Source organism: Pseudomonas sp. Marseille-Q0931 (assembly GCF_940789645.1).
GTDB lineage: Bacteria > Pseudomonadota > Gammaproteobacteria > Pseudomonadales > Pseudomonadaceae > Aquipseudomonas.
In genome coordinates this window covers 24117-46183 of record NZ_CALNWT010000010.1, presented here as the reverse complement: position 1 = coordinate 46183, position 22067 = coordinate 24117, and the positions used below count along the sequence as shown (strand labels likewise).

The 22067-nt window shown below is 57.1% G+C and carries 14 protein-coding genes, 1 tRNA gene and 1 pseudogene; 2 read left to right on the top strand and 14 right to left on the bottom strand.

Annotated features, from left to right (window positions below):
* Positions 1-5 precede the first annotated feature (5 nt).
* The 13 genes from P3C50_RS16295 to P3C50_RS16235 all read right to left on the bottom strand — a co-directional run bounded on the left by P3C50_RS16295 (position 6) and on the right by P3C50_RS16235 (position 19837).
* Positions 6-1442: a protein kinase domain-containing protein gene (locus P3C50_RS16295; RefSeq protein WP_275546801.1), complete on the bottom strand. Its 1437-nt coding sequence runs from the start codon at positions 1440-1442 to the stop codon at positions 6-8.
* 5 nt (positions 1443-1447) lie between these two features.
* Positions 1448-2143 (bottom strand): PP2C family serine/threonine-protein phosphatase, encoded by a 696-nt coding sequence (locus tag P3C50_RS16290; protein ID WP_038664486.1) that lies wholly within the window; start codon positions 2141-2143, stop codon positions 1448-1450.
* Complete coding sequence (locus P3C50_RS16285; protein ID WP_038664489.1) at positions 2143-2808, bottom strand: vWA domain-containing protein; 666 nt, start codon at positions 2806-2808, stop codon at positions 2143-2145. The genes P3C50_RS16290 and P3C50_RS16285 overlap by 1 nt, the downstream gene beginning before the upstream one ends.
* A 199-nt stretch (positions 2809-3007) precedes the next feature.
* Complete coding sequence (locus tag P3C50_RS16280) at positions 3008-3169, bottom strand: hypothetical protein (protein WP_153574101.1); 162 nt, start codon at positions 3167-3169, stop codon at positions 3008-3010.
* Between the two features lie 148 nt (positions 3170-3317).
* Positions 3318-5213 carry a DUF7017 domain-containing protein gene (locus P3C50_RS16275; protein WP_038664490.1) on the bottom strand — a complete coding sequence of 632 codons (1896 nt, stop codon included), beginning with the start codon at positions 5211-5213 and terminating at the stop codon, positions 3318-3320.
* Complete coding sequence (locus P3C50_RS16270; protein ID WP_275546800.1) at positions 5210-8065, bottom strand: ATP-dependent DNA helicase; 2856 nt, start codon at positions 8063-8065, stop codon at positions 5210-5212. The genes P3C50_RS16275 and P3C50_RS16270 overlap by 4 nt, the downstream gene beginning before the upstream one ends.
* A 63-nt stretch (positions 8066-8128) precedes the next feature.
* Positions 8129-8506 carry a hypothetical protein gene (locus P3C50_RS16265; RefSeq protein WP_038664496.1) on the bottom strand — a complete coding sequence of 126 codons (378 nt, stop codon included), beginning with the start codon at positions 8504-8506 and terminating at the stop codon, positions 8129-8131.
* 103 nt (positions 8507-8609) lie between these two features.
* Positions 8610-10436: an AAA family ATPase gene (locus tag P3C50_RS16260; protein WP_038664499.1), complete on the bottom strand. Its 1827-nt coding sequence runs from the start codon at positions 10434-10436 to the stop codon at positions 8610-8612.
* 14 nt (positions 10437-10450) lie between these two features.
* Positions 10451-11581: a restriction endonuclease subunit S gene (locus tag P3C50_RS16255; protein ID WP_038664502.1), complete on the bottom strand. Its 1131-nt coding sequence runs from the start codon at positions 11579-11581 to the stop codon at positions 10451-10453.
* On the bottom strand, positions 11578-13161 hold the full coding sequence (locus tag P3C50_RS16250) for a type I restriction-modification system subunit M (protein ID WP_038664505.1): 1584 nt from the start codon (positions 13159-13161) through the stop codon (positions 11578-11580). Before P3C50_RS16250 ends, P3C50_RS16255 begins: the two co-directional genes overlap by 4 nt.
* Before the next feature lie 32 nt (positions 13162-13193).
* Positions 13194-16577: a DEAD/DEAH box helicase family protein gene (locus P3C50_RS16245; protein ID WP_092378496.1), complete on the bottom strand. Its 3384-nt coding sequence runs from the start codon at positions 16575-16577 to the stop codon at positions 13194-13196.
* A 48-nt stretch (positions 16578-16625) separates the two neighbouring features.
* Positions 16626-18107 (bottom strand): sigma-54 interaction domain-containing protein, encoded by a 1482-nt coding sequence (locus P3C50_RS16240; protein WP_038664508.1) that lies wholly within the window; start codon positions 18105-18107, stop codon positions 16626-16628.
* A gap of 356 nt (positions 18108-18463) precedes the next feature.
* A complete protein-coding gene (locus P3C50_RS16235; protein WP_275546799.1) occupies positions 18464-19837 on the bottom strand; it encodes a tyrosine-type recombinase/integrase in 1374 nt (457 codons plus the stop codon).
* 185 nt (positions 19838-20022) lie between these two features.
* Between P3C50_RS16235 and P3C50_RS16230 the strand changes: the two genes are divergently transcribed.
* Positions 20023-20099: transfer RNA gene (locus tag P3C50_RS16230), tRNA-Ser, on the top strand.
* Between the two features lie 104 nt (positions 20100-20203).
* Positions 20204-20380: pseudogene (locus P3C50_RS16225) on the top strand (site-specific integrase); the annotation flags it as partial.
* Positions 20381-20921: 541 nt separating this feature from the next.
* Here P3C50_RS16225 and P3C50_RS16220 read toward each other — a convergent pair.
* A complete protein-coding gene (locus tag P3C50_RS16220) occupies positions 20922-21998 on the bottom strand; it encodes an acyltransferase family protein (protein WP_275546798.1) in 1077 nt (358 codons plus the stop codon).
* Between the last annotated feature and the right edge of the window lie 69 nt (positions 21999-22067).

Here is a 22067-nt window from a genome sequence, read left to right as displayed (position 1 = left end):
TGCTATCACCACCGGAATTGCCAGACGACTTTGCTGGAGGGCAACCCGGAGTCCTTATGCCCTGACTTCGCAGGCTCACCTACATGAATCAGGAAGGGTTCCTCATCCTGGCCACGCAGGCTCTCCTTGAGGCCCTGATAACGCTGCAACGGTTTAATGTTCTCCCCGCGCTGCAACTGCAACTGGCTCTCAGGCAGCGGGAAAATCCCCAGGCCCTTGTCGCTGTACTCGATACGGATATGGTCAGCCGGCCAACGGTCATAGCTGAACGTCGGCAGCAAGCGCTTGAGCTCAACCTGCCCTCCCGGCTGCAGCCAGACCTTGCGCCCCGTCGCTACCAGCTCTTGAGGAGTCTCCACATCCCCTTCCTGCTCGGCAGGCAAGGCAATGAACTCCTCAAACAGAACCAGACGGCTGTCAGCTGGCGCCTCACAGAAAAAACACTCCGCTTCGTCCGCTGCCCGCAAGTCCACTGGCAACAGGCTGGTACTGCCGCAGCCAGGGCAGCAATAGATGCGCTCGTCCACTTCAACCAGCGCCTCAAGCCACTCGGCCATAGCCGGGCGCTCATAGGGGCTGGCTCGCCCCCCCTCAAAGCAACGGCTAAACAGTTGGGGTAGCTTGCTGTGCTCCAGCAACTGCAGCGGCAGATTAACGAAGCAAGCGTTACTGTCGTCCTCGCTATCGTTGATCCAGGGGTGCTCACCTCGCAGCGCGGCATCCTCGACTTCAGGCTCACCGTCGCTGACCATCTCACCCTTGAACGGGTGGTTGTGTGTCAGCAACTGATAGGCAATAACGGCGAAGCTCCAGCAATCGGTGAGGCTGGACAACAACGCCTCACCACGCACCACTTCCGGTGCGCCATAGTCCACGGTGTGCAGGGTCAAGCCACTGTGGCTATCGAGGCTGATGTTGTCGCAGTCAATCAACCAGGTCTCGGCATGTGCAGAATCATCCGAGACAAAGATATTGTTCGGCGACAGATCACCGTAGAGCATGCCGCGCCCGTGCAACTGATTCAGTGTTCTGGCCATCTGGCCCAGAATACGAATACGCCGACGCAGCCCGCCCTGGCGCAGATAATCTTCAGGTGCCTCTTCTTCAGCATTAGCAAAACTGCCCAGCAGCCCCTGCAAAGGCACCAGCCCGTCCATCAGCTCCATCACATAACCGCAGCGTGGCTCAGCCAGCAGTTCAAGCGGTCTAGCCAGCTTCAAATCGGCCAGATCCTGCCGGGTCAGCCATTCGATGTGCTCACGCCAACGACGGCGCGCCTGCTCATCCTTATTGGTAAACCCCTTGATCAGAGCTTGTGGGTACTGGGTGCGGTAAACAACGCCCTGCCCACCACTGCTCAACTCACTCGTGAGCTCATAAACCGAACCTTTGCTGTCCTGCACCATGCGCTGCTTCTGCGGCGCGGCCTTGTTCGTGCTCATCTGTATCAATCCGTTAAGAAAATTCCAGCAATGCTCTTGTCGTCACCATGGCGTGGCGTCGACCAGTCCAGCAGCTCACCCGTCAGCCAGCGGCGCATGCTGCGCTTGCTACTACAACGCAGTTGGCGCCGGTAAATGGCATCAAAAAACGACTCAAGCTGCGATGGAATCAGATCATCCGAGATACCATCCGTCATCAGCAGTACGCCATCACCCGGCTGGCTCAACTCAAACTCGAAGCTGCGAGTATTCCGGGCATCCGCCTGGGCCAAGGTCAGGGTCTGATTACCGAAGCCCTGGCGTTGATCGGTCAGCACCCTGAAAGCGCCAGCGCTTCTTGCCAGCAGCAATCCATCGCCAATCTGCCCGGCAACAGCCCGGCCACGGGCATCCACGCGCGCCCACAGGCAGGTCGTTTCATGTAGGCGATAACGCTCGCCAAAACAGGCCAGCCAGGCCTTGCGAACCTCGTCAGTAACCGCTGCATGAGTAATGTCCGCCTGGCACCGAAGCACGTGCCGTGACAACTGCACCGCCTTGCGCGAACCGAAGTGGCTCAAGGGGCGACTGCCCAATCCATCGGCAACTGCAACGCACCAACCGCCGCGTATACCACTGACGGCCAGGGCATCCTGGTTAGGTGAGTCATCCTGTTGGTGGGCGGGGCCCCTCACCGAAGCCCCACTCGCCAACAAGCGCATCAGAAATCCCAGTCCTGATCATCCGTCGGGATTTGCAGCGGAGCAGACTGATTCGGCGTCGCCGAGCGGCTACGTGCACTGACGCTCATCGTCACAGCGCGGAAAAAACGGTGGATATCCGCAGCATTCTCGGCACGGAACAGCGGTGCCTCCGGGTCATTGGCAAAATCACCGAGCATGCTCTCATCGGCATCAGCACCGATGGCCATGGCAAAGCGAGTGGCCTTGGACGAGCGCTCGCCATTGGCCAGACGAGCAAAGGAACCCTGCCAGTCATCAGTAGGGTGGCCATCGGAAACCAGCACGATTACCGGTTTGTAGGCGCGGGAGGGGATGCTGTCCTTGTCTTCGATCATCTGGCTGGCCAGTGCCAGAGCACCACCCAGCGGAGTCGCCCCCGCAGCAGTAAGCGGGGTGAAGCCCTGCAACTGATGAGCCGGAGTCAAAGGCAAATTCACCTCTGCTTGACTGCCAAAGGTGATCAAACTGACCTGCAGTTCAGCCCGCAGGCGGCTCTCGCCGGCAAAGCTGCTGATCATGTCTTTCAGGCCCTTGTTCAGCGCCTCGATCTTGCCATCCACAGACATGCTGCCACTGGTGTCAGCCAGAACGATGATCGGCAGCGGACGGGCGGTTTGGACCTGGAATTTTTTGAGTTCTGACACTGTGTACTTCCTTGATAGTCAATTGGATATCTCCCTATAAGCGCATTCCGTGCCAACTCATGTTTTCTTTTAAAAACAGTATGTTATGCAATCTTGAAGGCCGAGAAATATCGTTATATACGTAAAAACCGTTATTTATTGGTAATTTTGTTTACCGACACGAACAGGGGCTCATTCACAACGCTGTGGGAAATACCCCTCACAATCCCCAGTAATACTGCTTAATCTTCTGCGCCATCCGCTGTCGGCGTTCGAGCAGAAACTCGTCGAACTGATCCGGCGCGTAGGCATCCAGATTGTCCGGCAGACAGTTAGCAGCCAGGTTCGCCTTGAGGCCCTCCAGGCGGTGGTACGCCCCCACGGCGCGTAACCCAACAGTGGAAGTGCACCCATGATCAGGCTTGGGGCGGCGGCCAGGGGTGCTGCCTTGAAAAAGCCGGACTGCAGAATTCTCTTTCGCAATTATTTGTGAACTCTCAAAAGCCAGAGAACGACCAACATGTAGCCGTCTACAACGGCTGAATGGATACGGCCTTCCATCCCCAGCTTTCACGCTTTTTGTTGTAGACCTGTACCGCCGTACCGGAAACCTGCTGACCGTCTTCGATCTCGCAGCGCTCCACCAATGGCGGAGGAATAAATATTTCGCTTGGGGTAAATCCCATGCCGTTAGAGACGCGAACCGCCTCGGTGAAGTCCTTGCGCAACAAATCGCCTGGCACTTTTTCGCTCGCCTTTGCGGAAAGCACGCGGTATTGAGGGCCACGCTTCGAAACATAGCGAACAAGCTGCACCTCGATGGCATCGCCCTCGGCAAACGCACACGGCAACACCGACATCGGGATCTCACCATTGATCTCCCGGCTGACGATGTAGCGAATGACCTGTTTGTCCTCATTCACCTGGCTCACAACCCCTAAAAGCTCGGGTGCCACATCCCACGCAGTAGCGCCAGGCCGGCGCTCCAGCACAAACAGGTTGAAGCGCTGCTTCTCATCAAACTCGCCCTTGATCCTGACGGCATCCCCGGCCGCCAAACTCATCCGCGCGACCTTTGACTCAGGAATCGACACCTCCGCGGGGATTGAGCCCGTTTTCAGGAAAACCTTGCGCTTGGGCTTGTTCTCTCTACCCGGCACGACAAAGGTCTCGCCCAGGCAAGCATCAATCCAGGGCAAGTCATTGAACAGCAGCGCCTCAGCCGCCTTTGCATGCAGCCTGTAGTAGTCACGGTTGGATACCTTGGCCTGCACACCGGCAAACCAGTCCTGCGCCGCTATACTGGCAACCTCTTCAGGGATCTTGTAGCCCTCCTGCTCCTTGGCTCGAACAATAGCCTCGACCTCATGCTTGGCTGCTGCATGGTCATTAGCCTCCAGCATGCGCTCGGCGACTTTCAGGCGGATTTTCCCGGTGAACTTGTCCTCTGCCGAGCAGGTCAGCGCCTTGCAATAACAGCCCAGCGCAGCGTCCTGATCCTTTTGCGAGACAATTTCCCCCAGCAGCCCCCAGGCCCAGTAATCGTTGGACTTGGCCTTGGTCACCGCAATCCCGAAAGCCAGCGCCTCGTCATGCCGGCCCAGCGCCAGCAGCAGCTTGGCCTTGTTCAGCTTGAGAAATACGTTGTCCGGGAAGCGGCCCATGGCACTATCAATGAAGGGCAGTATGTACTCCTGTCCGTCAGCATCATCCGCAGCGGCCGCCTCCTTGCCCGCGAGCTGGATGACCTTCTCAGCCAGTGACGGATACTCCCTGCCATCCTCGGCGCGGTAACGCTCATAGTCTTCCCCGCGCAGGTGCTGGAGATCCCAATGGCGGGAAAAGGCCAGCATTTTCAGCTTGTCCTGCCCGGCCAGTTTGGCGGCCAACTGCAGCATGCGAGAGTGGAGCGGAGAGGGCTTTTCGATCTCCAGCTTGAGATAGTCACTTAAATTGCGCTTGACCTCGCCAACGCTGAAGTTCTCCTTGGCCAGCAGCGCCTTGGTGTGCTGGTAAAGCTCCCAGCCGAAACTGGTCTGGATCTCCTGATCGGCAGCACCGTTCATCCATACCTTGCGGTAGATGGCTGCAGCCTGCGCATGCTGCCCGCTCTTACTCAGCCCCTTGGCCTCGCTGATCTGCTGGCCAAAGGGATTGCACAGCGATAGCGCATGGCGAACGCCTTTACTCAGCACATCGTCACCAGGATCGACAGCAAGACTCTCCAACTGGCTGCGATAGTGCGGCAGGTTCTCCAGATCCCCGCCCTTGACGTCTCGCTTGATCAGGTCGACCAGACACCAGGCAAATGCCTTGCGGTCCCAGTCATCTACCTGCGGCGCAGCCATCAACTCAAGCGCCATCTTGTAGGCCTCGTCGATCGCTCCTTCCCTGCGCTTGGCGAAAACCTCCTTGTTGCTAATCACGCTTGCATACCTACCGTAAGAAGCTGCCCCACCTCAGCGGCCAAGGTGCCCGGGGAGCACGCTGCGACCACGGGCTGGCATTTCGTAAACTGGTCTCTGCCGTTGTACCAGATGTCATAAACAGCCACGGCACCATCGCGGGCAAAGCTGTAGCGTTGGCACCACTGCAGCTCAACAACCTTCTGCAACGTGATACCACTGTCAGCGCACAGGCCAAGCACCTTGGCGTGGAGCTCATTGAGGAACGGCTTGGCGAAATGGGCCTCGGCAACTCCGGCCGTTCCGCCATCTGCAAGCGGCAAGCCCTTGAGCGCGGCCAGCACAGCACTCAGCTCGCTGCTCAACTCGGAGAGGTAAGGTGCCGCTACACCGGTAATCTTGCTTCTTCCGTTATAGGTAATGTCTATGCGGGCAGACTCTGCCTCACGGCTGAAGAGGTAAACCTCCTGGTACTGGTGATGGAGGACGTCCTCGATACTGATCCCCCGCCCGGCAATCAACCTGCGCACCTCGGCCAGCAACGCGAGCAGCGTTGTTGCGCTGGCGGGGATGCCAAATGTTTCGGATTGCGGCGCAGGGGCAACCGCTGCAGATGCAGGCGCAGCAACGCTGGAAGCCGGAGCCGGAGCCGGAGCCGGAGCCGGAGCCGGAGCCGGAGCCGGAGCCGCGGGCATGCTGGGCGCTGCGCCGAGCAACTCCAGCGCCGGATTGGCCACCATCTGCATACCACTCCACGGCTGGATATTCGGTGGATCGAGCAGATAAAGGTGGCGCGCCGTTCGCGTGATCGCCGTATAGAACCAGCGGAAATAGTCAGCCGTCAGCTGGCTTTGATGGCTTTTGCATTTAACGAATACATGGTTCCACTCACTGCCCTGTGCCTTGTGGCAAGTGATGGCGTAACCGAACTTGAGCCGCAAGGCATTGAAATACGGATCCGCCATCAGGGCGTCCTTGAACGCCTTAGTCCGCCTTGGCAAGTGCTTGTGACGCATGCAGAAATCGAGGTAGAGCGCCTTGTTCTCATCTGACGAAAGCGTGGGCTCCTTGCTGTAGAGCAGATCTTCCATGATCTTGGCTTGGAAAAACCGGGGCGAGCCATCAAGATCACGGAAGCCTGCCAGCACGTCCCTGAAGCGCAGCGGCACAACAATTTCCTCGACCACTGAGGTTTCGGGATTTCTCCGCTTCAGCTTGACGCTGCGCTCTTCAACCTCTCCGAGCACCTCACGGATCAGGCCGAAGTCACCGTTCGAGATAAAGAACCCGTACGCGTTGCTATTGGCAACAGCCATCACCTTGTCCCCCGGACGCACCTGCGCCCAGCCGGGGAAGAAGTGTTCGCGAATTAGCCGGTTGTAATCGCCCACGTCAGCGTTGGAATGAGCAATGACGATGGACTCGCCGTTGATCTTGCCACCGCAGGAGTCCAAGTAACGCTGCAACAGCGCCTGATGTTCGACCTTCTCAACGTCTGGATAGGCGAGGTCCATGGTCAGGCGGTTGAACACCTTGCTCTGCAATGACTGTCGCAGGGGCTGAGCGTTGGCCAGAATGCCGCTCTGCGCTTTCTGCCGCACCACCTCAGACAGCTCGTATTCGCTGCAACGGACGCGGTGATGGCGCAACAGATACTCCGCATCCAAAGCAGGGGAAAAGTTCATCCCCACCGGTGGCAGCTGCGCGTCGTCGCCGATAAAAATCACCTTCTTGCGGTGATCGTTATGGTCCAGATTAACGAACTCGAACAGGTCGGCAAGCAGATAGCCCGAACCAAAGCGGAAGAACTCTGCCTCCTGGTAGATGTCCGCCACCATGGACGCCTCATCCACGATGTACACCGTATCCACCGAGAGCGTGTTCACCGCCAGCTTGGCGTAGAACTTGAAAGTCTCGGTACCCTCGGTGTCTGCATCGCGGTACTCGTCCATATCGTCGAACGCATAGAGAGTCTTGTGCAGGGTGTAAGCCGGCGACTGGGTTTTGCTGGCGATCACCTTCGCGGCCTTGCCGGTGGGTGCGGCGAGCACGTAGTTGCGGCCAATGGCCCGGAAATACTCGGTCAGCCCCTTGGTGATGAAGGTTTTGCCGGTGCCCGCGTAGCCTTTGAGAAGGAAAACGCTCTCCGACCTACTACTTAGGAAGCGCTCGATCTGTTTGACCAGCTCCGTCTGGCCACTGGTCAGCGTATAGCCGGCAAAGGCGTCGTGAATGCTGATATGTCGGCGCGTGTTCGGGCCGTTGAAATCGATGGTGCGCTGCGCCTGAGCCGAGGCGCACTTGAAATCATCAATCCTGGCCTGTTCTGGCGCCGGACTGAGTGACGCAGCTTCTGCCTGCGCCGCTTTCTCTGCAGCCTCAAGGCGGCTCAACTCGTCTTTCGCCATGGCCAACTGCTCGGCATGGTCTTCTGCAGGGCTGCCCTGCTCATTGGCTTCGACAGGCACAGTGAAAGGCGGATAGCTGTCGGCAGACTCACCGCCACAGGTTTTGTAAAACCACTGACCGATCAGATACGCATCACCAATCAGGGCCAGCGCAACGCTGGAGTCGATCAAGCCGCCATGGGCGGCCTTATTGCCGATCATCCGCAGCGCATGCAGCCTCTGTAGCACGATGTCGCCAACCAGCTCCACAAAGGCCGGGGACTTGAGCTTCTCGAAAAAGCCATCACTTGGTTCACAGGGCAGGCGCAAATCCCGGTAGAGCACCCCCACCAGCACCTCGGCAAAACAACGCAACTTGACCACGGCGGTATGCGGGTCAGCAAACACATAGCGTTCTGCCAGCGAGGCATGCTGATACAGCTCGGGCCAGCGAGACTTCAGCGGGGCAAAGTTATCCGAAACCATCCATATTCCTTACACAACAGGCGAGCCCAGAGACAACTCAGAAACCCTAATCCAATACCAAGACTACCTTGCAGTCTTTTCGCGCAGTTCCGCCCGGAGCTTGTCCCTTTTCACCAGAACCTCATCTGCGGCTTCTCCCGTCAGGCGGCCAGCCAGCTCCTCATACACCTGCAAAAGCTCCTTACGCTTGGCCATGACCTGACGCGGTAAAACCGCAAAAATCTCCGGATGGGCAATCTGAGCCTCAAGAACTTTCACCTGCGTTTCCAGAGCAGGAGTCCTTCCTGCCTCAAGGCGTTCCTTGAGTGAACGGTTAAATTCAGCCGATGAGCGATTAACGTCATCCAGAAAGTCGTTGAGCACTGTAAGCGCTCGCGAAACGGCCTCCGCAGCCGAACCCAGCACAGCGACAGTGCGTTTCAAGCCCGTCCAGATTGACATATAACTGCCTCAAATCCTGAATAAATAAATCTGTCCCGTTTATCCCCTGCACTGGGAGCAGGCAGACCAAACCGCTTCAGCAGAGCCATACACCACGCGGGATTCAAGGAACCAACGCCAGCAAACTCTCAACGAGCTCTTTCAGCTCCGAGCGCTGTTTGTCGCCATCTTGGTACATCGAGCGCTGGAGGATTTTGTCGGCACTCATCAGTGGCCAAAATCGATCTGAAACATCGTCTGGTTTCATCCCTACTGCGTCACCAATGATCTGCTTGGCATCGCTGGTATCGGTGAAATTAACCACGACACCGGCTTCTTGCAGAATCAAATCTGGACACAGGTAGTTCTCGATTTCACGCTTACGAGTCGAATAAAACGCCCGTCCAAGCCCTTCAACTTCTTGTTTTCGCTTGAGGTTTGTCTTGTGCTGAAAGGGATCACCAAGATCTGAGTCGAGGAAAACGCACCAAGGCAGGCCAATTTCGTCGGCAAGTTGATGAGTGACCCAATGCTTCACGTTTCCACAGCCGCCAACGTGAATCGGGATAAGCCCCTGATCATCGAGATCGCGGTCAATAACGCTTGCTGCCTTGAGGGTGCTAGCTGTGTGACGCAGGAAGGTGATGTCGCTCTTGCCTTCCACCAGGATGATTCCCTTCGCACGCTCCATCCCCGTTTCGGGGAGCACACCCAAACTCTCGGCGGCCTCCTTGAGCACATTGTCATCTGGCATCTTGACGATGGGGATGCCGTTCTCATCCTTGGTGACGTAGCGGATGCCATCGATGGGCATCAGGCCGGCCAGGGCGGGAACGTGGGTGGTGACAATGATCTGCCGGTTGGGCTGGTTGGAGAGTTCCAGCAACGCCTTCATCAGCATCATCTGGTAGTTCGGGTGCTGGGAGGTTTCCGGCTCTTCGATGGCGTAAATCACATTACGCTGGGAGCCCATTACCGCCTTCTCCGCCTCGGCGCGGAAGAAATTGAGCAGGATCAGCCGGCGCACGCCGCTGCCGCGCTTGTTGATGGGGATACCGTTCTCGCCATCCAGGGTGAAGCTGAAGCTCCACTTGGGCTTTTCCTTGAAACGTGGGGTCAGTTCATTGGCCAGCTCGGGGGCCATTTCCCGCAGCTTGTCGAGGGTACGCTCAGCGACATCCAGCACACTGGCTTCGATCTGTTGCTCCAGCGCGCTGATCTGATCCTGCAGCGCAGCCTGAGCTTCCTTGACCGCCTGCTGCAGCGGGTTCTTGGCCTCAGCATCGCCGTCACTGCTTTCACGATCCGCCTTGAACAGGGCAAAGGTAGGCAACTGGGCCTCGATCTTTTCCCAAATGGATTTGCTGTCGGTCGAAAGTCCTTTGCTAACGTCCAGCAGCCTCTCCTGACAGGCAATGGGCTGCGCTGCAGCACGGATAGCCTGCCGCCACTGTGAAGCCACGCGCTTGTCTGCTACTTGCTCAGCAACGCCTTGCTGCTCACCGAGCCTTTTCAGTTCGGTCATCTTCAGGCTCAGCAGCCCAGCCAGCGCTTCATCCGCAGGGTGCTGGCAGCGGATAGCGGTGCGCTCCAGCTTGCCGGTATTGGCCTTGAAGGTTTTGACAATCTCCAGCGCACCCTCGGCGTTGAGCAAGTACTCCTGCGCCAAGGAGGTCTCTGCATTTTCATCGAGCACCAGCGCCTCAGGCAGATCATCAAACTCACAGGCAATCTCGAACTGCTCGGCGCCCTCGGCCAGGCTGAAGCAGTTCATATCGCTCTTGTCGGCCTTGACGTCGCCGCTCTCGAAGAAGATCGCCAGGGCTTCGAGGATGGTCGATTTGCCATAGTCATTGCGCCCGACGATGCCGGTCATGGCTTCGTCGATGGGAATGACGGTAGTGGCGCGGTAGCCGCGAAAATGTGTGAGCTTGACGGACTTGAGGCGCATGGGGATTTCCTTATCTAAAGCTGTCCTGAAAACGCCAGCTGGGATAGCGATTCGAAAAGTGGCGTATTCAACCCAGATTCGTGGCGGAGGCTAGACTCCGATACTTTCTGCGCAATAGCGGAAAATTTCTCCTGAAGGCCTATCGGCGGGACAGGGATTTCAATTTCGTCAAATAGTGATTTTTTTAGAATCGGAAGTGTAGTCTGAATTGCTTTAGAGCTAACCAACCCAGGAGACAGCTTAAATACAAAAAACCCATAAATATCTGAAATTTCAGAACCCCACTCCTGCGCATTTATCTGCTGATTGAATGCTAAAGAGCGGCCAGCAATCCCAACCTTCCCAACAGTACCTATACAACAGACCAACAAGCTGCCTTTGCGGCAAATTTTTGAATACTCAGCCCCCTCTCGGGTCACCTCCCGAACAGAAGAGTCAACTTTCCCACACAAATCACCAGGAGTTACAAAAGGCAAACCTTCGCCCCACATACCAACTTTCTCACCTGGGGGCGTCCTGCCAGTTGCTGACTTACCCAGTAATTTAAGGCTTTTCTTGGGCCATCCCTTCGGATTGCTTACCGGGTCGCCGAACATGTCCAGAAACACGGCGCGGAGGAAGTCGTCGACGAGCTGGATGGCTTGCTGGTGTTTGAGGCGAATGGCATCGGCCTTGTCTAGGATAGCGGCGATGCGCTTTTGTTCGGGCAGAGGTGGGAGAGGGATTTGCATCGCCTCGAAATTGCCCTTATTAATAATCGCTACGGTAGTTGATGGAGCCATAGCCTCCATTTTTGGCTTTAAAAGCTGCAAAGCGTAGAAGCCATACTTTGCGTCAACTCTATTCTCGTCAAAGATCACTGAGTTGATCTGTTGATTTGTGGCAACAGGCGTACCCGCAATCGCCATCTTCCCAAGCGAGCCTATACAGCAAACCATTACAGCATTATTTGGTACCAGCTTAATTGCCGAGGCGCCTTTAGCGGACAAGGTTCTTGGCGCACTCGTTACATAAGTCTCCAGTCCAAGCTCAGCAGGAGTGACAAACGGAATATCCCCGCCAAAGTTCTGATCATCCACCGTTGATGGTGTCTTCCCTGTAACAACCTTTGCCACTTCTTTTATGGCAACAAGAGGCCAGCTCACAGCATCCCCTCCAGCTCATCCAGATCCGCCAGAATTTCCTGCTCCAGCCCTTTTAGCCGTTGCAGAATCACCTTGGGATCCTCGTACTGTTCCTGCCGGTACTCCACTTCCTTGTAGCGATTGATGGAGAGGTCGTACTTGTTGGCAGCAATATCCTCTGCGGGCACGACAAAGGCCTTTTTGCGCTTGTCGCCGAACAGGGTATTGATGGTGCTGGCGCTGAGGTTGCCCTCAATCATCTGCCGGTACTTATGCCACTGGGCTATAGCATCGGGCAGGTCGTTGCTGCCCTCTCCTTTCAGCTCGGTGCGCTTGTCGTCCAGCGAGTAGCCGTCGGCCTGCAGGTCATAGAACCACACACGTTCGGTGGTACCGCCCTTGGTAAAAATCAGGATGGCAGTGCTGACGCCGGCGTAGGGTTTGAACACACCGCTGGGCAGGCTGACGATGCCTTCGAGCTGGTTGTTGTCGAGCAGCTCCTGGCGCAGTTGCTGGTGGGCTTTGGACGAGCCGAACAGCACGCCGTCCGGCACGATCACGGCGGCGCGGCCGCCGAGCTTGAGCGAGCGGAGGATATGGGCAACGAACAGCAGCTCGGTCTTCTTGGTTTTCACCAGACCGAGCACGTCGGGGTTGGTGTTGGTTTCGTCCAGGCTGCCTTTGAACGGAGGGTTGGCCAGCACCACGTCGAAGAAGTCTTGTTCCTGACGCGGGTAGTGCTCCTTGATGGATTTGCTCAGGGAGTCCTGGTAGCGGATGTTCCCGCCGTTCACGCCGTGCAGCATCATGTTCATGCTGGAGACGCGCAGCATGGTGGTGTCGAAGTCGAAGCCCCAGAACATCTGGCTGTTGATGTGCTGGCGGTAGGGTTCGAGCAGGTCGCCGGAGTAATGCAGGTTGCCGTCTTCGTCGGTGAAGGTGCCTTCCGGGCTTGAATGCACGCGGTTGAGGTATTCCATGGTGCGGGCGAGAAAGCCCGCCGTGCCGCAGGCCGGGTCGCAGATTACCTCGGTCGGCTGCGGGGCGATCAGTTCGATCATCGCGTCGATGATGTGGCGCGGGGTGCGGAACTGGCCGTTGATGCCGGCGGTGGTGAGCTTGCTCAGCAGGTATTCGTAGATATCGCCCTTGACGTCGCTCTGGGTCAGCGGCAGGTCATTGACCATCTCCACAGCGGAGGTGAGTACGGACTCGTTCTTGATCTCTAGATCGGCGTCCTGCATGTACTCGCTGATATGACCGAGGCCCTCGCGCTCACCGCCCTCGCCTTCAGCACCGCCGAGTTGGGCGAAGAAGGGGTAGACCTTCTGCTTGAGATGGCTGTGCAGCTCCTTGCCACTCATGTTGCGGAAGTTCTTCCAGCGCAGCAGCTGGCCTTCCGGGGTATTGGGAAAGAGGCGGTCGAAGGGCTTGCCGGTGCGATTGGCTTTGCGCTCGGCCACGTCTTCCTGCATGTCGAGCATGCGGGCGAACATCAGGTAGCTGATCTGTTCGATCACAGTCAGCGGGTTGGTGATGCCGCCGGTCCAGAATTTTTCCCAGAGCTTGTCGATATCGTTGCGGATTTTGCCGGTGAGCATTCAGTGGTCTCGATCTATAGGTTGTGCGGCCATCAGGCGGGGGGGCCGGGCTGGTCGGGGTTCTTCAAAAAGGGTTTGAGCACGGCCACCAGTTCGGTGACATCGGCGGGGGCGAACACGCCGTCGATGCCCTCGTGGGAGATGCTGGAAAACGGCGCGTCGTAGAGTGTTTCAATCACGATGCTGCCGTGCTGGGCGATGTAGTTTTTCAGCAGGTTCATAAAGCGCACCTGCTGGGCGGTCAGGCTGGGATGGGCATGGAGGAACTGTTTGAAGTGTTCCTCAATGGCGTGTGCATCCAGGCCAATGATCTCGCGTACGGTGAGGTGCAGTTGATCGGCTGTGCGACCGTAGAACTCGTTGAGCACCTCCAGGCTGACGCCGGGGTGGCTGGTGAGGATGGTCGAGGTCAGGGTTTTCAGCTCGCTCTCGGCAATGGGTTCGCCCTTGTGGATTTTTTGCAGGGTCGGGTTGGCGGCGAGCATGCCGGCAAGGATGTCCTTGAGGCGGCGGCGGTAGATCATGGCCTCGCTGGCGCCAGTGATGTACACCGCGCGCTCGTCGCCCAGCAGGTTGCCATCCTTGGTTTTGGTGGTTCCTATGCCATCACCTGGCCCGGTGCCGGTCTGACGATATTTCATGATGCCGCGCAGTTCCTGGCGGGCGTTTTCCAGCTTGTCGATGCTCGGCTGCAGCCAGAAGTCGGCGCTGCGTACTTCGGCGATCAGGGCATCCTTCTGGCGGACGGCCTGGATATTCACGGCGAGCTTGTCCAACTCGGCCAGCAGGGCAATTTTGCCGTCCTCGAAGCAGGTGGCCTGCTCGACCAGGCAGCACTGAATACCGGCGATCAGCTTATCCAGCGCAGTGGCGTGTTTGTCGCGCAGCACGCGGGCCGACATCAGCGGGGCAATGGTGTTTGTCAGCAGGTGTTGGGTTTTGCCATCGAACTGCTGCAGCTGCTGGGTTTGCTGCAACTGGTGCACGGCGCGCAGTTCACGCTTTACCGCCACGCTGGTGTCGGGCAGGTCGTTGATGTCGGCACGCAGCAGGGCAATGGCGGCGTCAAAGGCAGCGGCATGGTTGTGGCGTAGGGCGGCTTGGGCCAGCGCCAGGCGAGCTTCGAAGGTGGTTTGCAGCAGGGATTTGCTGCCGGTGTCTTCCGGCTCCTGATACTCCTGCTCGAAGAAATCGAAGTTGCCGTAGTGGTCGAAGATCAAAAACTCGGTTTTGTCTTTACCGGGGCCAAACAGGTTGGGGCGCAGGCGCGTACCGCGGCCGATCATCTGCCAGAACTTAACCCAGGATTTGACCGGCTTGGCGAACACCAGGTTGACCACTTCCGGTACGTCGATGCCGGTGTCGAGCATGTCCACCGAGATGGCGATGCGGAAGTCGTTATCCGGCTTTTTGAATTCCTTGATCAGGGTGTCCACGTGCGGGATGGCGTTGTGGATGACCTTGCAGACCTTGGTGCCGTACTGCGGGTAGAGCTTGCAGAAGAGCTTTTCCAGGTGCTCGGCGTGGTCCTGACGCTGGGCGAAGACGATGGTTTTGCCGACCAGTGAGCCGGTCTCATCCTTGATGCCGTTGTTGATCAGGTTTTCCAGGATGATGCGGTCGGTGTCTTCGCTGAAGATTTTGCGACCGATGTCCTTGCCGGCGATGGTGGTGCGCTTGGCCTCCTCCTCGCCGAGGTCCTCTTCGAGCTGGCGCTTCTGCTCGTCGCTGAGGTCGTTGTAGTGGATGCCGTCGCGTAGGAAGTCCGTGGTGAGGTCCTTCACGCGGAATGGCACCAGATAAGGCGGCTCATTATTGATGGCAGCATCGAGGCCGAACTCGAAAGTCGGGTCTGTGGTTTCGCAGTCGAAAATATCGAAGGTGTTGCGGCTGATGAACTTCACCGGCGTGGCAGTGAGGCCGACCTGCAGCGCGTCGAAGTAGTCGAACAGGTCGCGGTACTTGTTATAGATGCTGCGGTGGCTTTCGTCGGCGATGATCAGGTCGAAGAAGCCCACATCAAGCTGGGCGAAGCGGTTCATCATGCCCGGGTAGGTGGCGATGTAGATGCGCGCGGTCTGGTCGACCTTGCCGGTTTCGCCGATCACACAGCGCGGCTCGCTGGGCAGGTTTTGCTTGAAGGCGTCATCGGCCTGCACGCGCAGCTCTTTGCGGTCGCAGAGGAACAGCACGCGCTTGGCCCAGCCGGTGCGCAGCAGCAACTCAGCCAGGGCGATGGCCACGCGGGTTTTGCCGGTGCCGGTGGCCTGGATGATCAGGGCCTTGCGGCGCTGCTGCTGGAAGTGGGCGGCGACGGTTTTGATCGCCTCAATCTGGTAGGGGCGGTCGGCAATGCTCAGCTCTGGGTTGTGTTTCTCCAGCGTGGGGACACGGTACTGGCGCTGATAGGCGAGGTATTCCAGGCTGTCCTTGCTGTAGATGCCGTACACCGGGCGGTAGGTGTTGTACTGCTTATCGTCCCAGATAAAGGTTTCGTAGCCGTTGCTGTAGAAAATCACCGGGCGCTGCATGCCCATGCGCTCGAAGCCGTCGGCGTACATGCGCGCCTGTTCGCGCCCGGCTTGCAGGCTGACATTGCCGGATTTCTTGGCCTCGATCACGGCCAGGGGCTGACCGTTGTCGCCCCATAGCACGTAGTCCGCACGGCCCTTGCCGGAGACGTTGCCGGGGAAATCGACCTCCACTTCCTGGCCGACCTGCGCGGGGTTGCTGACATCCCAGCCGGCTTGCAGGAGCATGGCGTCGATCAGCAATGCGCGGGTTTTGGCTTCGTTCCACTGCAGGCTGTCGGCCACCTTCTGGCTCTGCTGCTGACGCTTTTGCTGATCAGGCTTGGCAGGCGGGTCGACCTTGTCGAGGTGGCGGGTGCGCTCCTGCTCCAGCTTGTCCATCACGCTCTGCAGCGCTTCCTGCTGCTGGTTGAGTTCCTTCTCATAGCTGGAGACGGTTTTCTGCAGGCGGACGAGGGTCGCGGTCGGATCCTGCACCTCGGCAAAGGGCGGAATATCGGCCTGTGCGGTACCGTAGTACTTGATGGCCATGTACATGGCCAGCTGATGGGCGGTCTTCAGTGCCAGTTGTGCATTGCGCAGGTCACCTTCAGCGCCGTGTGCGGTGTCGTTACCCTGGATGCGCAGGAAATTGATCTGGTGCACCAGCGGCTTGCTGACGCAATCGACAAAAACCGAGTTTTTCACCAGGTCGTAGAAGGTTGACTGCGGCATGCGCGGCAGCAGCTCTTCCTTGTAGATGGCTTTGGTCAGCTCTTCGGCAAAGCTGCGCAGGCGAGTGAGTGCGCTGCCCGGATCGATATGCAGGACGGCTTCAGCGAGGCCTGCGAGGTTCGCCAGCAATTCGTTGCCGGTGCGGAGGAACTCGAAGTTGACTGATTTCATGTAGGCGATTCTGTCCATGAGGGTCCTAGAGCGAGGACCGTGCCAGTTTTATTCGATGCCGTATTTGTCCATCCAGTTGCTCAGCGTTTGCTGGCTTTTGAGGCCTAGCAGGCTGGCCGCCCGGGTCTTGTTATTGCCGGTAAGCGTCAGCGCCTTGCGCAGATAATGCCCGGCAACCTCGGCAATTACCCCTTGTAAATCAATGCCTTGAGATACATCTTGAGACAAGGAGCTCTTCTGCTCACGAGGCGATTGGAACATCGCCTGTTCAATATCCGCAGCGCCAATCACATCACCCGGGCACCAGAGGGCGGCGCGCAACAAGGTGGACTGCAACTCCCGCACATTGCCTCTCCACGGGTGATTAAGGATAAGATTTTTTGCTTCTGCGGAAATTTTCTTACCCTTTAGCGATTCGTCCCCTGCGACAATCCCACTCAACAGGGAGTCGGCCAACAACAGCAGGTCACCCTCGCGCTCACGCAGTGGCGGTAGATGCAGGACACCGATGGCAACGCGATAGAAAAGATCCTCACGGAAGCCACCCTCTGCTACGGCTTGCATCAGATTGCGGTGAGTCGCGGTAATCAGACGCACATCCACTCTGACTTCCTGACTGCCACCTACCGGAGTCACTACACCCTCCTGCAGCACCCGCAACAGACGCACCTGGGCATCAGGAGCCAGCTCACCAAACTCGTCCAGGAACAGGGTTCCACCATCAGCCTGCTGGAAGACACCAGCTCGATTCTCAACAGCGCCTGTGAACGCGCCTTTGCGGTGACCAAACAATGTGGAGTCAATCAGCTCCGGCGGAATAGCGCCGCAGTTGACCGCTACAAATGGCCCTAATGATCGAGGACTGGCATTGTGAATCGCTCTGGCGAATAGCTCCTTGCCAGTGCCCGTTTCGCCATAGATCAGGACAGGCACCTGCTTTTGAGCAAGAACCTGCGCCTGCGCCTTGAGCCTGAACATGCGCTCACTCTGTGTAACGATGCTGTCAAAGGCCGCGTTGACTGGGGCCTGGCCGTCAGCAAGCTGAAGCAGCTTGTCACCCGTAATGGTGTTGGCTGCCGGCACATATTCCGCAGCAATCTCGAATGGCACATCGACCTTCTGCACCCCCTGCTCTAACGAGGATTGGTAGAAGGTGACTGGATAGCGGGTCTTACCGAGCAAAATCCAAACCGCCTGCATGGCTGGCGTGCCGGGACTGAGCAGGATGGATAGCTGTGTGCCAGAGACATGCAGCCGCTTTAGGTGTGCATTGGCAGCCTGGTAGATATCTCCGAAATGCACCGGAGACCTAAGCGACTCATAGCTAAGATTGACCTGCGAATTCACCTGCTCACGCAGCCAGGCCAGGTAGGGCTCAACCTGCGCAGCCGGGTAAGAAGAGAGCAGTTCGACCTGATCGAAAGACTCCGCTTTCAGCGTCGAAAGCACAGGCCCAGCATCACTTCCTGATGGTGCTTTGAGGTCGTTTCCACCTACCCAGCAGAGCAGCACATTCTGCTTTTTAGCCACGCTTCCTAACCCTCTGCTTTTACTCGCTTCCAAATGCGCGAATCACCCAGCACCGTGCTCCGCCTCACAGTTTCTGGATAGTAAACCATCTGGTTAGGTTCGGGCTGAGTGAGACGATGCGACTTGAAACGCATTAGCAAATGCGGGGCGAAGCAAGGTTTCTACAGGTGAGTAGGCGTTGCTGAAGGCAAAAGACTGTAGGACTGAAAATCCTACGTACCAGTGAGACAGAGTACGCTGACACTACCGATCCCCCGCGCCACCAGCCTGGGGGCTGGGTCGGGAGGCGGCTCGGGCTAATCATTGACCCACAGCCCCTGATCGCCCGCAGCAGCGAGGCTGCTCAGGACATAGCTTTATTCCCCCTCATCATCTGGTGCAGAGGCCTCCATGCGCCGCCCGTAGAACCCTACCCAGTCCACGTCACCAAACTCCTTCTGCAGCAACCCCTTCAGATAGGCATGCCACCCCTGGAGAGCCTCAGCCTTTTCTTCAAAGTATGAGTAACGGTCATAGATCGCATCCACCGACAGGTCCTTATGGTTGAGGATGCGACTGCGCACGTCCTTGCCCAAGCCATGCTTGGACATGTGCGTGGTTGCCGTACGGCGCAAGTCATGCACGGTCGGACGCGGATAGCCGTCTGCGACCCGCAGCAGGCTCTCCTCTTCAACACGCTCTGGGTCCTTCAGATAGTCATCGTAGAAGCGGCGCATGGCGCGGTTGAGTGAGGGCTGTGTCTGCGGCTTGGCGGGCCAGCGCCCCGGAAACACGTACTGCCCCGGGCTCGGCAATTTTCTACTGTCAGCCCAGCGCTCAGGGTCACTCGACATCACGTTCTGAACCTGCCGCTCACGCAGGTATTTCAGAATGCTCAGCACATCCTCGGAAAGCGGAATGGCAATCGGGTTTTCGTTTTTTTCAAACAGGCCACTGCGGTCCCAGATCACATCGTCGAGATCAATGTCGACCCAACGCATGGTGACGATGCGCCCGGAACGCTGCGCCAGCATCAGACTCAGCAACAGCGAAAACCGCGTATTGGTTGTCAGCGAGGCACCGGCCAGCTGGTGCAGAAACCACACCAACTCATGCCGGTTAAGGCTGCGCTCGCGGCGTTTTTCCTTGGCGACACGCGGCATCTTCACCAGCGGTGTGGCCTCAAGAATCTGCCGCTCCACGCAGAAGTTGAACAGCTTGCGGATCACGGACAGCAGGCGGTTGGCCTGCACCGGCGCGGTTTTGGCTTTGTGATCAAGCAGCGCAATCACCTCCTTGCGCCTGACATCACCGATTTTGGCCCTGCCCAGGTGGGGTACAAACTCAGTGCGCAGCATGCGCTCATCCTCACGCCACGACTTCTTGTTGGCCCGGGCCCAGTCCAGATAGCTTTCAACGGCCTCCTCAAAAGTCGGGCTCGTACGGTACTCGACCAACTCGACAATCTTCTTCTGCCCGGGATCGATCCCCTGCTTGAGCAGTTCAGCGGCCTGCGCCGCCTTGGCGCGGGCCTCGGCGAGTGACAAATCGGGGTAATTGCCCAGCGTCAGGCGCCGCGGATGGTTATGAAAGCTGTACAGGAAGATGAAACTTTTGCATGTCTTGTTGACCCGCACACCAAAAGTACCGTGCCCTGGCATGGGGGGATCGAGGTATTCTACACGGCCTTTTTGCGGGTCAAATTTAAGCCGTTTGAGGGTGTGCTCATTCATGGCGACGCGCGTGTTCATACCGAAATCCTGACCGTTTTTGGGGTAGGGTTGGGGTAGGGATTATAGTCCTTGGGGTAGGGTTGGGGTAGGGATTTGACTACTTATTGAACAGCGCGTATATTCACCCACGAAAGCCAGTAATTACGCTAATCCCTAGCTAATTCAGGCATTTAAAAGAACTCTTGCATGGAAATATTTTCCACGCAGGCTGTTGATAAAAGGTGTGTAATACTGACTTGTAATCAGTAGGTCCCGGGTTCGACTCCTGGTGCCGGCACCATTTACATCAAGCCTACGGGCTTTGGAATTTCCTAACCCCGTAATCATATGTTCCCGAGGTAGAGTTTCGTTACAGTCCCGTACCGAGTACATCTCGGAGAACATATGGCGACCCTCGTAAACCCCTTCTGACACATGGAAAGCAGTCATCCGCAAGACTGGCTGGCCAACCTGTTCCAATTCCTTCCGAACCAAGCGTGATGCCGAAGACTGGGCACGCCGCACCGAAGACAAGAGGGGCGTGGCGTCTATATCGAGCGCAGCAGCTCGGAGTGCATGACGAGCGCCCCCATCGCTACCTCACCGACGCCTTTTGGGTCCCAGATTCCCCTATGCCTTGACCTAGCTGGTTAGCTGTATGTGATGGCGTTCGAGCGTTTTGCACCGCTCACCCTCGGCTAAACAGCCAGCGCCATTATTAGAAGCAAGACTTCACGTTCAGCATGGTCGCCATGCTGCGCGCCGGTGGACTGATCTATCAAGCGGCCATGCCAGAATGCCTCTAAACGCCACAACAAGCGGCTGGCAGAGACGGCGTCGAGCCTTCAATTGGCAGGACGGGCGACAATTACAAAAAAGCCTTGGTTAAGGCCCTTAAATGTACAAGGCCGGACTGGTTGTCGCTTAGGAGGAGCCACGAGACAACTAGTAAAAACTACCGACGCCTCCTGAACTCAAAACGATAACTTCGCCTGTGGAGGCGAACCCAACCCCACTAGTAACAAAACAACAAACAGGTCAGGCCTTGGCGGCCTGACCTAAACAAATAAACCTAAAAAGCCGGAGCAACTCAAATCCAACGTAATATTAAAAAACCCTTCTCTTACTCTGAGACCTGACTGGCTGTCGCCTTTTTCAATTTTTTCTTATTCTTTTTCTTCCAAACAGGCAAATACATCACACGCAAAAAACTAAATCGCTTAATAAATTCACCAATCAGCAAGGAAGCAATCACGGTAAACACAAGCGCAATAGCGGCACCTAAATGGTCAGGAACAGAAAACCATCTCAGCAAGGCGAAGCTTTTGTTTTGAATCTCACCATGGAAGATCAGGATAACCAGAGTCGATTGCCCGATATATGTCATAGCTTTGGAAAGCCAGCTCCAATGTGTCATCAGACCTGACAACGCCCAACAGATATACACCCCCAGAACTGCCAACAACGTGGTCCACAGCCAATGATCATAACGTCGTTGCGCCAAATCCATAGTCACGGGATGAAAAAAGAAAATCATACCGAACAATACGACGCTAACTAATAGACCTATCAACGAGGTTTTATGTGCACGCAGAGCCGAGCGTAATAGATAGCCAAGCAAGAAGTATGCGCTACTGATAAAAACAACATCGGCACTGAACGGCAGCCCAGGTATGCTATAGGACTGGCCAAAAAAGGTGACCGGCGAATGCCACGACCAGCCAAGCAGCCAGATTCCCAGCAGCATCTGAACGACCACGACAAGCCACATGATCGGAGCGGGGCACCGCAACGACTCAAGCAGGCGCAACAACAACCAGCTGTATAGAATTGCCAGCCAGAAGTGCGGCAGGAACCACAATGCTTGCCAGGGCAGTGTGCTGACCGAGGCATAGAACAAGCCTACGATATCCGGTAGCAGGGGCTGCCCTCGCAACACATCACGCACCACGACATACAACAACATCGTGAAGAAGAAAGGTTTGAGCAGGGCATCGGCCTTGCCAATAGCCGTTTCAGCGAAGGTACCAGTGGTTTTGAAGAAAACCCCGGAGAGAAAGAAAAACAGCGGCAGAATGAAGGACGCCACCAGCGGATAGAGAAAATCCGGCGAGCTGGCCACGAACCATCCATGCCCGAACACAATGATCAGGATACCCACGCCCTTGGCGATATCAATCTGAATCCAGCGCTGCTCCACCTTGCTTCCCCTTCAAGAAAGCCCGCTACGGGGCTCTGACTGTTCGTGTGTTCGTGAGACGTACCCGCA